This is a genomic window from Pseudomonas sp. PDM10, from assembly GCF_014852295.1.
Classification (GTDB): Bacteria; Pseudomonadota; Gammaproteobacteria; order Pseudomonadales; family Pseudomonadaceae; genus Aquipseudomonas.
The window spans coordinates 1,056,075-1,072,103 of record NZ_JACVBJ010000001.1 but is presented as its reverse complement, the minus strand read 5'-3'; the positions used below and the strand labels follow the sequence as shown (position 1 = coordinate 1,072,103).

Sequence of the window (16,029 nt, the reverse complement as noted above, 5' to 3'; positions counted from 1 at the left end):
GGGGGCGCTTAACCGAAGAACCGCTGGCCGGTTTTGGCCATTTGGCGCAGTTTTGCGGTCGGGTGGTACAGCGCGCCCAAATCAGCGTACTGGTCAGCCAGGGCAACGAACTCTGCAACACCAATCGAATCGATGTAGCGCAGCGCACCGCCACGGAATGGAGGGAAACCAATACCGTAGACCAGACCCATGTCGGCTTCGGCAGCGGTTTCGACAATGCCGTCTTCCAGGCAACGCACGGTTTCCAGGCACAGCGGGATCATCATCCAGTTGATGATGTCTTCGTCGGTGACTTCAAGCTGTTCGAAGACAATCGGCTTGAGCACTTCCAGTACCGACGGATCGGCGACTTTCTTCTGCTTGCCGCGCTTGTCGGTCTCGTAGGCATAGAAGCCCTTGCCGTTCTTCTGGCCCAGGCGCTTGGCCTCGTAGAGCACGTCGATGGCCGAACGACGGTCGTCTTTCATGCGGTCCGGGAAGCCTTCAGCCATCACGTCGCGACCGTGGTGGCCGGTGTCGATGCCGACTACGTCCATCAGGTACGCCGGGCCCATTGGCCAGCCGAATTTTTCCATGATCTTGTCGATACGGACGAAGTCCACACCGGCGCTGACCAGTTTGGCGAAACCGCCGAAGTACGGGAACAGCACGCGGTTGACCAGGAAGCCCGGGCAGTCGTTGACGACGATCGGGTTCTTGCCCATTTTCTTGGCGTAGGCAACGGTGGTGGCAACAGCCACTTCGCTGGACTTCTCGCCACGGATCACTTCAACCAGCGGCATCATGTGCACCGGGTTGAAGAAGTGCATGCCGACGAAGTTTTCCGGACGCTTGAGGGCTTTGGCCAGCAAGGTGATGGAAATGGTCGAGGTGTTGGACGCGAGGATGGTGTCCTCTTTGACCTTGCCTTCGACTTCGGCCAGAACGGCTTGCTTGACCTTTGGGTTCTCGACAACGGCTTCGACGACCAGGTCGACGTGTCCGAAATCACCGTAGGAAAGGGTCGGACGAATGCCATTGAGCACTTCGGCCATTTTCGCCGGGGTCATGCGACCTTTATCAACGCGGCCCACCAGCAATTTGGCAGCTTCGGCCAGACCTTGCTCGATGCCGTGCTCGTTGATGTCTTTCATCAGGATCGGCGTACCTTTGGAGGCCGACTGATAAGCGATACCGCCACCCATGATGCCAGCGCCCAATACGGCAGCCTGCTTCACGTCTTTGGCGATTTCGTCGTAGGCCTTGGCCTTTTTCTTCAGCTCCTGATCGTTCAGGAACAGACCGATCAAGCTCTGCGCGGCAGAGGTCTTGGCCAGTTTGACGAAACCATTGGCTTCGACTTCCAGCGCCTTGTCGCGACCGAAGTTCGCGGCTTTCTGGATCGTTTTGATCGCTTCGACCGGTGCCGGGTAGTTCGGGCCCGCTTGACCGGCCACGAAACCCTTGGCGGTTTCGAACGACATCATTTGTTCGATGGCGTTGAGCTTGAGCTTTTCGAGCTTCGGCTGACGCTTGGCCTTGTAGTCGAACTCGCCGGAGATGGCGCGCTTGATCAGCTCCAGAGCAGCTTCCTGCAGTTTCTCTGGGGCAACCACTGCGTCGACTGCGCCGACTTTCAGCGCGTCTTCAGGGCGGTTTTCCTTGCCGGCGGCAATCCATTCGATGGCGTTGTCGGCACCGATGATGCGCGGCAGGCGCACGGTACCGCCGAAGCCCGGGTAGATGCCCAGCTTGACTTCCGGCAGACCGATCTTGGCCTTGGTGGACATGACGCGGTAGTCCGCCGCCAGGCACATTTCCAGACCGCCACCCAGGGCGATGCCGTTGATCGCGGCGACAGTCGGGACGTTGAGGTCTTCGAAATCGCTGAAAATCTTGTTGGCTTCCAGGTTGCCAGCAACAAGCTCTGCATCAGGCAGCTTGAAGTTCTCGACAAATTCGGTGATGTCGGCGCCGACAATGAACACGTCCTTGCCACTGCTGACGATCACACCCTTGATCGAAGCATCTGCCTTGATGGTGTCTACGGCCTGACGCAGTTCGTTCAGGGTTAGACGGTTGAACTTGTTGACGGACTCACCCTTGAGGTCGAATTTCAATTCGACGATGCCACTTTCAAGAGCCTTAACCGTGATGGCTTTACCTTCGTAAATCATCAACTGATCTCCACGATATGGAAGCTGAACAGTACACGTCGGACGCAAGTGAATGGTTCGGCAGGGACGTTTAACGTCAATGCTACGCCCATTCACCCGGCACACCCGCCAACGCGATAGTCGGGATTCTGTAGGAGCGGTCTGTAATACAAACGCTCAATTCATACGCCCGTTTGATTTGGGTACGTCACCTTCACGGAATTTCCGACAATTGTCAATCGCCCAAAATACGGGTTGAAACGCGACTTTCCGGTCATTTCCGTACCGCGAAGCCCTGCAACACGCGGCTGCATGTGAGGCCATTCATAGGATCAATAGTTAGAAAAGTCGCCCTAATTCGCTGCAGCCTTTGTTTAACAAGCTACGCTGGCGGGACCTTGAGGGAAAAAACATCAACGCTTTTGGCGAACGCCCAGCGTAATATCAGCGCCACACAGAATTACCGGCCTGCCTGGCCAACTCCAGCCCGATGATGATGTCGGGCTTTTTATTGCCTGTCTGCCAGACGTTTCGCGCCATTGCGGCGCGAAATTTCCGTGATTTATGCCAGAGCCTTCAGCACCGCATCAATATCCTGCAAAACCGTCGCCTCGCCCTTCTCGCCCCAATACAACGTGATCATCTGCTTGTCTGCTTCGACCTTGTAAACGTTGTCTGGCAACTTTTCGAAATGAATCAGCAACGCAGGTTCCTCGCAGACCTCCTGCCACTGATTGACCCAGACACCCGGCGTTTTTTGCCAGTAACACCAGCACGCCGGCCGATTGCCCCGCCGTGGTCGATGGTATTGGGCACAAGGGCTCGGCGGCTCCTTGCTCAGCCAGTGCGGCCAGTCCTGAGGCGCCAGCTGCATCGCCAACCCAATGCGTCGCGCCTCCATGCGCAGGGCCATGCGGCCGCTCTGGTGGCGCGACGGGCGCAACCATGCCAGCGGACTCAGTACCACCAACAGGATTGACACCACTATCCAGACCGTCATATCTGTACTCCCGATTCTTGATGAGCGCATTGGGTCACTTCGAAAACAATGCGCTTGAAACCAGCCATACTTACCAATATTGCAACCCTCAGGAGGAGCACCTCATGCCCTACAACCACATTCTGGTCGCTGTAGATCTAACCGAAGAGTGCGATCCTGTAATCCACCGCGCTCGCGAACTGTCGGTGAGCAACGGGGCAAAACTGTCCCTGGTGCACATTGTCGAGCCAATGGCCATGGCCTTTGGCGGCGACGTCCCCATGGACCTGTCACAACTGCAACAACAGCAGTTCGATCAGGCCAAGGAGCGCCTGGACCGGCTGATCGTGAAGTATCCGGAACTCTCCAAGGAATACAGCCACCTGACCTACGGCCAGCCACGCCAGGAGATCCACCACCTGGCCAAGGAACAAACCTGCGACCTGATCGTGGTGGGCAGCCATGGCCGACACGGCCTGGCATTGCTGCTGGGCTCGACTGCCAATGACGTCCTGCATGGTGCGCCCTGTGATGTGCTCGCGGTGCGCCTGATCAAAAGCTGATAACACGGAACGATGTGGGAGCGGGCTTGCTCGCGAAAGCGGCGTGACAGTCGACATCTTTATTGAATGTTAAGCAGCTTTCGCGAGCAAGCCCGCTCCCACAGTGAATCCATGTCGGCCAGTAGATCGCCTTCCATACGAAAAGCCCGGCGTTCATCACTGAACGCCGGGCTTTTTTATAGCAGGATCAATCAGGCATCCAGCTCGGCCCAGCGCTCGACCATTACGTCGTGCTCAGCCTGCAACTGCTCCAACTGAGCGATCACTGCAGTGGTCTCGGCAGCAGGACGCTGATAGAAACCGGCATCGGCCATTTGCGCCTCAACGGTAGCGATCTGCTGCTCCATGGCTTCGATCTGGCCCGGCAACATTTCCAGCTCACGCTGCAACTTGTAGCTGAGTTTCTTCTTCGCCACCGGCGCTTCGACGACAGCAACAACTGGCGCAGCTTCAGCCGTCACGACAGCGGAGGTCAGGTCGGCTTTGCCGGACTTGCTCTCGGTCACGCCCAGCAGGCGCGGCGAGCCGCCCTGACGCAGCCAGTCCTGATAACCACCAACGTATTCGCGAACCTTGCCTTCACCTTCGAAGACCAGGGTGCTGGTGACCACGTTGTCGAGGAATGCCCGGTCGTGGCTGACCATCAGCACGGTGCCATTGAAGGTCAGCAAGACCTCTTCCAGCAACTCGAGGGTTTCGACGTCGAGGTCGTTGGTCGGTTCATCGAGGACCAGCAGGTTCGCCGGCTTGCTGAACAGTTTCGCCAGCAACAGACGCGCGCGCTCACCACCTGACAGCGCCTTCACCGGCGTGCGGGCACGCTGCGGGCTGAACAGGAAGTCGCCGAGGTAGCTCAGCACGTGGCGGCTCTGACCATCGATATCGATGAAGTCGCGACCTTCCGCAACGTTGTCAATTACGGTCTTTTCCAGGTCCAGCTGATGGCGCAACTGGTCGAAGTAGGCCACGTCGATGCGCGTCCCCTCTTCCACGGTGCCGCTGGTTGGCTGCAGACCGTTGAGCATCAGCTTCAACAGTGTGGTTTTGCCGGTACCGTTGGCGCCCAGCAGACCGATACGGTCGCCGCGCTGCAGGACCATCGAGAAATCCTTGATCAGGAACGGGCCGCCCGGGTGAGCGAAGCTCACGTTCTCAAGGACCATCACCTGCTTGCCGGACTTGTCGGAGGTATCCAGCTGGATGTTGGCCTTGCCGGTGCGTTCACGACGCTCGCTACGCTCATTGCGCAGGGCTTTGAGGGCACGGACGCGGCCTTCGTTACGGGTGCGGCGCGCCTTGATGCCCTGGCGGATCCAGACTTCTTCCTGGGCCAGTTTTTTGTCGAACAGCGCATTGGCAGTATCTTCAGCGGCCAGCGAGGCTTCTTTGTGCACGAGGAAGCTGGCGTAGTCGCCGTTCCAGTCGATCAGGCCACCGCGATCCAGTTCGAGAATGCGGGTCGCGAGGTTCTGCAGGAATGAACGGTCGTGCGTGATGAACAGCACGGCGCCCTGGAAATCCTTCAGCGCTTCTTCGAGCCAGGCAATTGCACCGATGTCCAGGTGGTTGGTCGGTTCGTCGAGCAGCAGCAGATCGGGTTCGGAAACCAGAGCCTGAGCCAGCAGGACGCGGCGACGCCAGCCGCCGGACAATTCGGCGAGGGTCTTGTCGGCTGGCAACTGCAGACGGCTCAACGTGCTGTCGACCAGTTGCTGCAAACGCCACCCGTCACGGGCTTCGAGGTCGTGCTGGACGTGCATCAGTTTGTCCAGGTCGGCGTCGGTGACGATGTTCTGGCTGAGGTGGTGATACTGCGCGAGCAGTTCGCCGACACCGTCCAGGCCTTCGGCCACCACGTCGAACACGGTCCGCTCGTCGGCTACCGGCAATTCTTGCGGCAATTCGCCAATCTTGAGGCCGGGTGCGCGCCAAACGGAGCCGTCATCGGGCTTCTGGTCGCCCTTGACGAGCTTCATCATGCTGGACTTGCCAGTGCCATTGCGGCCGATGATGCACACCCGCTCACCACGGGCGATCTGCCAGGACACCTTGTCCAACAACGGCGTAGAGCCGAAAGCAAGGGACACATCGCTGAATTTGAGCAGGGTCATGAGCTTCTCCAAAAACCGGGCGCGCATTCTACCTGACTTGAGGCTTCAGAAGGCCGGCAATTTCACCTTCGCGACACTCTGCATGACAAATGTTGCGAACTGATGCTGACAGGCCGGCAAAGCTTTCGCCCGCTGCTGGCAAAAGGCTAAGCTACAGTTAATTCAGTGTTGGCATCGTCAACGCTTGTCATGATTTCTCTGTTCGGACGTCTCATGCGCAGTCGCCTTTTTGGTCTTTTATCCTGTTTTCTTCTTTCTGCCACTGCCATCCAAACAGCACAGGCGGTGGACCTGTCTACCCAGCGTCAATACTACGATGAAGCCAAGCGTGCCCTGGCCAAGGGTGATACAGGTCCTTACTTCCGTTACAGCCAGGCTCTTAGGGATTACCCGTTGGAGCCTTATCTTGCGTACGACGAACTGACCGCACGTCTGAAAACCGCGAGCAATGCCGAAATCGAGAAATTTCTCGCTGAACACGGCGACCTGCCGCAAGCCAACTGGATGAAACTGCGCTGGTTGCGCTGGCTGGCCGATCGCGGCGACTGGGAAACCTTCGTCAAGTACTACGACCCCAAACTCAATTTCACCGAACTGGACTGCCTGAACGCGCAGAATCAGATCGCGCGCAAACAGAAGACCGAAGGTTATGCCAACGCCGAAAAACTCTGGCTGACCGGTAAATCGCTGCCTGGGGCGTGTGATGGCTTGTTCGGGATCTGGGCCGCCGAAGGTCAACTGACCGAACAGAAACGCTGGGAGCGCACCAAGCTTGCCGCCCAGTCGCGCAACTACCCGCTAGCCAACAGCCTGGTGAGCGGCCTGACCACCCTCGGCCCGCGCGGCCGCTTGCTGGTGGATGTGGCGCAGAAACCCGAGCTGCTCAATCAACCGTCGCGGTTTACCCCGGCCGACGAGCCGATGTCCGACATCGTCAGCCTCGGCCTGCGCCGCCTGGCCAAACAGGATCCGGACAAGGCCATGGCCTTGCTCGACGGCTATGCCAGCAGCATGCACTTCTCGCGCGACGAAAAAGTGGCCATTGCCCGGGAAATCGGCCTGACCCTCGCCCGACGTTTCGACCCGCGCGCACTGGACGTGATGACCAAGTACGACCCGGAACTGCGCGACAACACCGTGTCGGAATGGCGCCTGCGCCTGCTGCTGCGCCTGGCTCGCTGGGACGATGCCTATCAACTGACTCGCCGTCTGCCGCAGGATCTGGCGACCACCAATCGCTGGCGCTACTGGCAGGCCCGCAGCCTGGAACTGGCTCAACCGCAAAACCCGGAAGCGCTAACGCTTTATAAAGGCCTCGCCCGCGAGCGTGATTTTTACGGCTTCCTCGCAGCGGATCGCTCACAGTCGCCCTACTCGTTGAACAACAAACCGCTGGTGCTCAGTCAAGCGCTGATGAACAAGGTCCGCAATACCCCCGGCATACGACGCGCCCTGGAATTCCATGCTCGCGGACAGATCGTCGATGGTCGCCGCGAGTGGTACCACGTCAGCCGCCATTTCAGCCGCGACGAAATGGTCGCCCAGGCGAAACTGGCCTACGACCTGAAATGGTATTTCCCGGCGATCCGCACCATCAGTCAGGCGCAGTACTGGGACGACCTGGACATCCGTTTCCCGATGGCCCACCGCGAAACCCTGGTGCGCGAAGCCAAGGTTCGTGGCCTGCATTCGAGCTGGGTGTTCGCTATCACCCGCCAGGAAAGTGCTTTCATGGACGACGCCCGTTCCGGCGTCGGCGCCAGCGGCCTGATGCAACTGATGCCCGGCACCGCCAAGGAAACCGCGCGCAAGTTCAGCATTCCCCTGGCCTCGCCTCAGCAAGTGCTCGACCCGGACAAGAACATCCAGCTAGGCGCGGCTTACTTGAGCCAGGTCCACAGCCAGTTCAACGGTAACCGCGTCCTCGCTTCCGCCGCCTACAACGCCGGGCCCGGTCGCGTGCGCCAGTGGCTGCGCGGTGCGGACCACCTGAGTTTCGACGTCTGGGTGGAAAGCATCCCGTTCGACGAAACCCGTCAGTACGTGCAAAACGTGTTGTCGTACTCGGTGATCTACGGCCAGAAGCTCAACTCACCGCAACCATTGGTGGATTGGCATGAGCGCTACTTTGACGATCAATAATCCTGCTTTGAAGCACTGACAAAAATGCCCGCATCGATTGATGCGGGCATTTTTTTCGCGTCCAGAACGACTATGCCGACTTGAGCCGTGCGGCAATCCGCTTGCCATGCCGGGTCAGTCGATATTTTTGAGCAGGGCTGCTTGGCGACTCGGGATTGGTCATTTCAATCAAGTAGGCAGCCAATGCGGGCCTGAGGTAGTTAGCCCGAAAGGTCGCCTTGTGAGCCAAACCGACCTCGGTCATTAAGTCGCTGATTTTAAGCGGGCCGTTAACATGAAGCGCTGAAAGCAATTTCCCTACTGGGTCGCTTACCAGGTCGGTTACTGGGTCGGTTACTGATTCACTAAGGGCCGCTTCCTCAAGCGCGAGACTCAATGCCTGCAGCATGAACTCGACAAAAGGCGTCGCCTCAGCCAACTGATCGGCCGCCGACAATGCCGCGTAATAAGCATCCTGCTGATCTCGAATTACCGCTTCGACAGGCAGATATGCCAACACCGGGCGCCATTGACTGAGTATCAACGTCTGCCAAAGACGGCCCATGCGTCCATTACCATCAGCGAAGGGATGGATGAACTCGAATTCGTAATGGAAGACGCAGCTGATGATCAGCGGATGCCAATCAGAATCGCCAAGCCACGCCAACAAGTCTTCAATCAATTGCGCAAGGCGACTCGGCGGCGGGGCCATATGGACCAGTTTATCGCCACGGTAAATGCCCACACCGGCTCGACGAAACTGCCCGCAGTCGTCAATCAACCCACCCATCAGCAACTCATGGGCATAAAGTAAGTCGGCTCGGCGACTCGGCTGCCACTCCGGCATGGCTTCATAAGCCGCGAAAGCGTTGCGCACTTCCTGGATTTCCCGAGGCAATCCCAACACACGCTGCCCCGCCAGAACAGCCGTCACCTGCTCGATGTTCAGGGTGTTGTTCTCGATCGCTAAAGAAGCCTGAATCGTACGAATCCGATTGCTACGACGCAGTTGAGGCGTTTGCAGGCGCTCATCCACAGCCGCCAGCTGACCAATTTGTTCACTAATCCCGGCGACCAACGCCAGCATTCTGGTGGTCAGGGTCAACGGTGGTTGATAACGGCTCATATCCTTTTCCAGGCTCGCAACTGTGGCCGACATAATGCCCGACCACGGCAGCATTCAGCAGCTCTCATTCACGCAGCCTCATGTCCATCGTTAAACTGCAACGCCGCCAACCGCGCATACAGCGCGTTACTCGCAATCAATTCCTGATGCGTCCCCACCGCCACCAGTTTCCCTTGGTCCATCACCGCGATCCGGTCAGCGTTTTTCACGGTGGCCAGTCGGTGGGCGATGACCAGCGTGGTGCGGTTTTTCATCAGGCTCGGCAGGGCTTGCTGGATCAGGTGTTCGCTCTGGGCGTCGAGGGCGCTGGTGGCTTCGTCCAGCAGCAGGATCGGCGCGTCCACCAGCAGCGCCCGGGCGATGGCCAGGCGCTGGCGTTGACCGCCGGACAAACCGAGGCCACCGTCGCCAAGGTGGGTCTGGTAGCCGTTGGGCATTTGTTCGATGAAGTCGTGGGCGTAAGCGATTTTCGCCGCTTCCTGAACCTGGGCCAGGGTGGCGGTCGGGTTGCCGTAACGGAGGTTCTCTTCGATGCTGCCAAAGAACAGCGCCGGGGATTGCGAGACCAGGGCAAAGCAGCGACGCAGGTCCAACGGATCGAGTTGAGTCAGCGGCACGCCGTCGAGCAGGATGCGTCCTTCAGCCGGGTCGTAAAAGCGCAGCAGCAAGTCATACACCGTCGACTTGCCGGCACCGGACGGCCCAACCAACGCGAGGGTTTCGCCAGCATTGATCGTCAGATTCAAACCATCGACCGCATAGCTTTCGGGACGCGACGGGTAGGAAAAGCGCACGTCTTGCAGCACCAGGTCACCCCTTACCCGTTCAGGCAAGGTCACCAGGCCAGTAGTCGGTGGCCGGATGATATTTTCCGAGCGCAGCAACTCGCCAATCCGCTCGGCGGCGCCGGCGGCACGCTGCAGTTCGCCGATCACTTCGCTCAACGTGCCGAATGCGCTGCCGACAATCAGGCTGTAAAACACAAACGCCGCCAGCTCACCCGCGGAAATCCATCCGGCGATGACATCCATGCCGCCGACCCAGAGCATCACCCCGACTGCGCCAAGCACCAGCACGATCACCAGGGTAATCAGCCAGGCCCGCTGGAAGATCCGCTTGCGAGCGGTGTTGAAGGCCTCCTCCACCGTTGCGGCGAAGCGCTGCTCATCCTGGACCTGATGGTTGTAGGCCTGCACGGTTTTGATCTGGCCCAGGGTTTCGGAAACATAGCTGCCGATATCGGCAATCCGGTCCTGGCTCAGGCGCGACAGGCTACGCACCCGACGGCCGAAGATCAGGATCGGCGCGATCACCAATGGCAACGCGACCACCACGATGCTGGTGAGTTTGGGGTTGGTGATAAACAACAGGACGATCCCGCCGATCACCATCAACAGATTGCGCAAAAACAGCGACAGCGAAGAGCCGATCACCGATTGCAGCAGCGTGGTGTCAGCGGTCAACCGCGACTGGATCTCGGAGCTGCGGTTGTCTTCGTAGAATCCCGGGTGCAGATAAATCAGATGATTGAACACCTGACGACGGATGTCCGCGACAACGCGTTCGCCAATCCATGAGACCAGGTAGAAACGCGCGAAGGTGCCAATCGCCAGCCCGACCACCAGCAACATAAACAAGCCGATGGACTGGTTGAGCAAATGCGGCGATTGGGTCATGAAGCCCTGATCTACCAGCAGGCGAATCCCCTGCCCCATGGATAAGGTGATGCCCGCCGTGACGATCAATGCGAGCAAGGCACCGACGGCCGGCCAGCGATAAGGCGCAATGAAACGCAGGGCCAGGCGCATGGCGCGCCGTTGACGGGATGAGAGGATGGAGATCATTCGATGGCGCAACCAGTAGGCTTTGACGCAATCAAGCCTACACCGGTCGATGGGCTTGAACGCTGTAAATCATAATGAGTCAGGTTAAATATGACCGCAAAGACTAGGTCCTAGACGGTATTGGTCTAAAGTTCGGGTGGCAACGCTGCCATATTTCTGGTGGACTGATGCTTCCGCCGCAAAGATCGCAGGGAGTTGTCACAGCCCGGTCACGTGGCGGTTCTACAGTAAGCACACAACCTGATGAGGAGACAGGCCATGTCCTTGCAAAACAGCAGCGAAGACAAGATTGAAGTGATCCGCACACAGCCAGACCAGTCTCTGGGTTGCTCGATTATCGATAAGGATGGGCGCGAAGTACCGATCACTGAAGACATGATCCAGGACGCTTGCCGCGAACTGGAAAAGCGATTGGTCAAGCCTGCCGAACAAAAGTGATATAGCCACCGTCTTCTTGACCCGGCCTCTGATGGCCGGTTTTTTTATGGGTGCTGATCCAGAATTGAGGGGCAGCCATTCGCGAGCAAGCCCGCTCCCACAATACGACTGAGATTAATGTGGGAGCGAGCCTGCTCGCGAAGGGGCCAACTCGATGCTCAGACAGCCGAAGCGCCCAACGCCGCCACGATCTTCTGCAACGCAGGCGAATCCCCCTCGATCCGCACCTGCAACCCATCAATCTCACGCCGCAACGGATAATGTTTGCGCAGTGAATCGAACGCCGCACGCTGTTCGTTCACATTGCCTACAAGGCTGCGGCGGAAATCCGCATCGTCGCGACGCGGGTCGTACACGCCGCGGCACAACATCGCCAGCGACCAGGCCGGATCGCTGTTAGCGTTCAAGGTCACTTGCGACAACCAGGGTGCGGGAAGCAAATCGTTCAAGTTGATCTGGGCGGCTTGCCCGAGAAAATCGCAATACGCCTGATAAATCTGCGCGGTGCCACGCTGTCTGCCGTCGAGGCTGTAACCGGCAATGTGCGGCGTCGCCAGCACGCAGAGTTCGGCCAGGGCCACATCGACCTCAGGCTCGCCTTCCCAGACATCCAGCACTGCTTGCAGGTCTTCACGCTGCAGCAGCACCTGACGCAGCGCGGCGTTGTCGACCACCGGGCCACGACTGGCGTTGATCAACCAGGTGCCGGACTTGAGCTGGTTCAATCGGTTTTTATCGAACAGATGCCAGGTCGACTGGGCGCCGTGTTTCTTCAATGGCGTGTGCAGACTGATGACATCGCACTGCTCGATGATCTGCTCGAGGCTGACGTAATCGCCACCTTCTGCAGCTTGTCTTGGCGGATCGCAGACCAGCACGTTCCAGCCCAGACCTTGCAGCACCTTGACCAACCGGCCGCCCACTTCACCGGCACCGACGATGCCGTAGGTGCGTTGAGCCAGGTCGACGCCTTCGATTTCGGCCAGGGTTAGCAGACTGCCGAGCACATAGTCGACCACGCCCCGGGCGTTGCAGCCGGGTGCGCTGGACCAGGTGATGCCGGCCCGCTCAAAGTAATCCAGATCAAGGTGATCCGTGCCGATGGTGCAGGTGCCGACAAAGCGTACCTTGCTGCCTTCGAGCAACCCGCGGTTAACGTTGGTCACCGAGCGCACCAGCAGTACATCGGCCTGTTCGACGGTGGCGCGGTCAATGGAACGTCCCGGCACCCGGCGGATTTCACCGAAACCTTCGAAGAAGGCATCGAGCAGCGGGATATTTTCGTCGGCAACAATCAGCATGGCAGGCTCCTTTGGCGGATCGGCAGTGTAGGCGCAGATGGCCGTAGTGGGCCAGCAGGCATTAAGTATCACCACGCCCCCTGTGGCGAGGGGACTTGTCCCCGTTGGGCTGCGAAGCGGCCCCTATTCCTGAATCCACGTTATTACAGACACACCGCGTGCACAGGTTCTGGGACTGCTTCGCAGCCCAACGGGGCGGTGCGGCGGTCCGACAAGTCCCCTCGCCACAGGGGATCTCGAACAACGTCGATTACAAATCCCTAACACAGGACTTTTCCTGACCACTGCGTCAGGGCGTAGAATGCGCCGCCTTGCGCATCAACATCTCTGGACGTTTCGCCCTTGAATTCCGTGACTGACCGCCCCGCCGCTATTTCCCTCACCCGTCCGGCCCGGGTTCGCCTGGAGCTGAAAAACCTGCTCGGCCTGGCCTTGCCGATCATGATCGCGCAACTGGCGACCACCGCCATGGGCTTCGTCGATGCGGTGATGGCGGGCCGGGTCGGGCCACGGGATCTGGCGGCGGTGGCGCTGGGCAACTCGATCTGGGTGCCGGTATTTCTGTTAATGACCGGCACGCTGCTGGCCACTACCCCGAAAGTCGCCCAGCGTTTCGGCGCCGGCACCCACCGCGAGATCGGCCCGATCGTGCGCCAGGCACTGTGGCTGGCACTGGTCGTGGGCTTGATGGCGACCGGCATGTTGTTCAGCGCCGAACCGATTCTGCACATCATGAAGGTCGATCCCGAACTGATCGGCCCGTGCATGCAATACCTGCACGGTATCGCCAGCGGTTTGCCTGCCGTTGCGTTCTACCATGTGCTGCGCTGCTTCAGTGACGGCCTGGGGCGTACGCGTCCGGCCATGGTGCTGGGTCTATGCGGGCTGGCGTTGAACATTCCGCTGAACTACGTCTTCATCTATGGCCACTTCGGTGTGCCGGCCATGGGCGGTGTCGGTTGCGGCTGGGCCACGGCGATCGTGATGTGGGTGATGGCGCTGGGCATGGCCGGGTGGGAGCGCTGGGCGCCGGCGTATCAGTCGAGTGAGTTGTTCAGCCGTTTCGACTGGCCGCAGTGGTCGGTGATCAAACGCCTGCTGGGCATCGGCCTGCCGATCGGCATCGCGGTGTTCGCCGAATCGAGCATCTTCGCGGTGATTGCGCTGCTGATCGGCAGCCTCGGCGCGACGGTAGTGGCCGGGCATCAGATCGCGCTGAATTTCAGCTCGCTGGTGTTCATGATCCCCTACTCCCTCGGCATGGCCGTGACCGTGCGAGTTGGCCAGGCGCTCGGCCGTCAGGAACCGCGCGAGGCCCGCTTTGCCGCCGGTGTCGGCATGGGCACGGCGCTGGCCTATGCGTGCATTTCCGCGAGCATGATGCTGTTGCTGCGTGAACACATCGCAACGATCTACACGGCCGACCCGACGGTGATTCATGTCGCGGCGATGCTGATTGTGTATTCGGCGCTGTTCCAGTTTTCCGATGCGATCCAGGTGACGGCGGCCGGCGCGTTGCGCGGCTATCAGGACACGCGGGTGACAATGATCCTGACGCTGTTCGCTTACTGGGGCATTGGTTTGCCGGTGGGTTACACGCTGGGCCTGACCGAGTGGTTCGGCGCGCCAAGCGGCCCGAGCGGGCTGTGGCAGGGATTGATCGTGGGCTTGAGTTGCGCGGCGCTGATGCTGTCGATCCGCCTGACGCGCAGTGCACGCAAGCGAATCCGCATCAGCCATTCGGCGGGTTAAGCGAGTTTCTTGCGGATCCAGTAGAGGTAGGTGCCTGCCTCTTCGTGCTGCGCCACCAGTTCGTGGTCGAGAAACACACAGAACTTGGGAATGTCGCGACGGGTCGACGGGTCGGTGGCGATCACCTTGAGCAGGCCGCCGGGCACCAGATCACGGATGTGCTGGTGCAGCATCATCACCGGTTCCGGGCAGTTGAGGCCGGTGGCGTCGAGGGTGCCGTCAACCGGCATATCAATCATTTCACTCATGATTCACTCCTGAAACTTGCCGGCATTGTCGCGCATTGCCGGGTGTCTAGTCACTGGCAGCTGATCGTTCCCACGCTCCGCGTGGGAATGCATCCCGTGACGCTCTGCGTCACATCCAAAGGCGGAACGCGGAGCGTCCCCGGCGGCATTCCCACGCGGAGCGTGGGAACGATCAGTGTGCAAGATCAGCGGGATTTCGGTTTCTTTACGTCGAGCCGGCGCAGGTGGCAGGTCACTTCTTCACGGTCGTGGTACAGCTGTTTGCAGCCGATCTCGACCCGAATCCCGCGTTCCTTGAACCCATCGGCAATGCGCTCCAGCAAGCGCTTCACTTCGGCGTAACGCTGTTTCATCGGCAGCTTGAGGTTGACCACCGCTTCGCGGCAATGCCCCTCGCCAATCCACTCTTCCAGCATCGCGGCGTTGCGCGCCGGTTTCTCGACGATGTCGCAGACCATCCAGTCCACTGGTTGCTTGGGCTTGAAGGTGAAACCGTCGGCCATCAAGTGTTGCACTAAACCTGTGTCCATCAGGCTTTCGGCCATCGGGCCGTTGTCGATCGCAGTCACCAGCATGCCGCGATTGACCAGTTGCCAGGTCCAGCCGCCGGGAGCGGCGCCAAGGTCGACGCCGGTCATGTCGCTGTGCAGGCGCTCATCCCATTGATCACGCGGGATGAAATGGTGCCACGCCTCTTCCAGCTTCAGCGTCGAACGGCTCGGCGCTTCACGTGGAAACTTCAGCCGCGGAATGCCCATCGGCCACATCGCCGAGTTGTTCGACTCGGCCAGGCCCATGAACACTTCTCGGCCACTTTTGAAGGTCAGCAGCAGGCGCGGCTTGTGGGCATCTTCAACCAGTTTGCCAGCCGCCATCAGCGCCTTGCGCAGGTGGCCTTCGAACTTCTTGCAGAAGTTCGACAGCTCCTTGCCATCATTGGTGTCGACCATTTCCAGCCACAGGCTGCCGCACAGCGGGAAGTCCGCCATGTGCGCGAGGATCACGCTGATGCGGTCGGTTTCCGGCAGATCGATGAAGATCCCGCGAGCCCACTGGCGCGGGAAGATCAGATCGGCGAAACGCTGGCCACGCATCAGGCGCTCGGCGCCGTCTTCTTCGGTGCAGATGAATTCGGCGCAGGCGCTGGCGGTCTTGGCCTTGGCATAACCGGCCACGTTCAGCCGCGCGGCGTGTTCGGAAATCTCGGAACAGACTTCGCCTTCGAAGCCCGGCCGGCAATGCATAAAGAGGGTGTTCATTCTTACTCCTGGGCAGATGGCGAGAAATTCAGCCACTGCACGATGCCCAGACTTGCGTTGAAGCAAAGCCTGTCACGAAAACCGGCGCATGATAGCCGAGTTCGGAACCTTGGACTCGACCATAGAGTCCAGTTATTAGCCTTAAGCACCAA

At 59.5% G+C, this 16,029-nt stretch carries 12 protein-coding genes; 4 read left to right on the top strand and 8 right to left on the bottom strand.

Annotation, left to right across the window (positions count from 1 at the left end; translation table 11 throughout):
* Positions 1-8 precede the first annotated feature (8 nt).
* Complete coding sequence (gene fadB, locus IB252_RS04960; protein WP_111450593.1) at positions 9-2,156, bottom strand: fatty acid oxidation complex subunit alpha FadB; 2,148 nt, start codon at positions 2,154-2,156, stop codon at positions 9-11.
* A gap of 541 nt (positions 2,157-2,697) precedes the next feature.
* Positions 2,698-3,135: a hypothetical protein gene (locus IB252_RS04955; RefSeq protein WP_192407166.1), complete on the bottom strand. Its 438-nt coding sequence runs from the start codon at positions 3,133-3,135 to the stop codon at positions 2,698-2,700.
* 104 nt (positions 3,136-3,239) lie between these two features.
* Here IB252_RS04955 and IB252_RS04950 point away from each other — a divergent pair, with 104 nt between their 5' ends.
* Entirely contained in the window at positions 3,240-3,677 is a 438-nt protein-coding gene (locus IB252_RS04950) for a universal stress protein (RefSeq protein ID WP_008151425.1), read from the top strand.
* Positions 3,678-3,868: 191 nt separating this feature from the next.
* On the opposite strand, the gene IB252_RS04945 is transcribed toward IB252_RS04950, so the two are convergent.
* Entirely contained in the window at positions 3,869-5,788 is a 1,920-nt protein-coding gene (locus tag IB252_RS04945; protein ID WP_192407164.1) for an ATP-binding cassette domain-containing protein, read from the bottom strand.
* Positions 5,789-6,001: 213 nt separating this feature from the next.
* On the opposite strand from IB252_RS04945, the gene IB252_RS04940 reads away from it, so the two are divergent.
* Positions 6,002-7,930 carry a transglycosylase SLT domain-containing protein gene (locus IB252_RS04940; protein ID WP_192407156.1) on the top strand — a complete coding sequence of 643 codons (1,929 nt, stop codon included), beginning with the start codon at positions 6,002-6,004 and terminating at the stop codon, positions 7,928-7,930.
* Positions 7,931-8,000: 70 nt separating this feature from the next.
* Here IB252_RS04940 and IB252_RS04935 read toward each other — a convergent pair whose 3' ends face one another.
* Positions 8,001-9,035, bottom strand: coding sequence for a Fic family protein (locus IB252_RS04935; protein WP_192407154.1), 1,035 nt, complete (start codon positions 9,033-9,035; stop codon positions 8,001-8,003).
* A gap of 68 nt (positions 9,036-9,103) precedes the next feature.
* Positions 9,104-10,879, bottom strand: coding sequence for an ABC transporter transmembrane domain-containing protein (locus IB252_RS04930; protein ID WP_192407152.1), 1,776 nt, complete (start codon positions 10,877-10,879; stop codon positions 9,104-9,106).
* 258 nt (positions 10,880-11,137) lie between these two features.
* Here IB252_RS04930 and IB252_RS04925 point away from each other — a divergent pair, with 258 nt between their 5' ends.
* On the top strand, positions 11,138-11,317 hold the full coding sequence (locus tag IB252_RS04925; RefSeq protein ID WP_008151434.1) for a PA1571 family protein: 180 nt from the start codon (positions 11,138-11,140) through the stop codon (positions 11,315-11,317).
* A gap of 158 nt (positions 11,318-11,475) precedes the next feature.
* Here the strand turns inward: IB252_RS04925 and pdxB are convergent, their stop codons facing one another.
* Entirely contained in the window at positions 11,476-12,618 is a 1,143-nt protein-coding gene (pdxB, locus tag IB252_RS04920) for a 4-phosphoerythronate dehydrogenase PdxB (protein ID WP_192407142.1), read from the bottom strand.
* A gap of 342 nt (positions 12,619-12,960) precedes the next feature.
* Between pdxB and IB252_RS04915 the strand changes: the two genes are divergently transcribed.
* Positions 12,961-14,370 (top strand): MATE family efflux transporter, encoded by a 1,410-nt coding sequence (locus IB252_RS04915; RefSeq protein ID WP_192407140.1) that lies wholly within the window; start codon positions 12,961-12,963, stop codon positions 14,368-14,370.
* Here the strand turns inward: IB252_RS04915 and tusA are convergent.
* Positions 14,367-14,618, bottom strand: coding sequence for a sulfurtransferase TusA (gene tusA, locus IB252_RS04910; RefSeq protein WP_192407138.1), 252 nt, complete (start codon positions 14,616-14,618; stop codon positions 14,367-14,369). The two genes, IB252_RS04915 and tusA, sit on opposite strands and share 4 nt — an antisense overlap.
* Before the next feature lie 185 nt (positions 14,619-14,803).
* Complete coding sequence (gene rlmM / locus IB252_RS04905; RefSeq protein ID WP_008157308.1) at positions 14,804-15,877, bottom strand: 23S rRNA (cytidine(2498)-2'-O)-methyltransferase RlmM; 1,074 nt, start codon at positions 15,875-15,877, stop codon at positions 14,804-14,806.
* Positions 15,878-16,029: the final 152 nt, after the last annotated feature.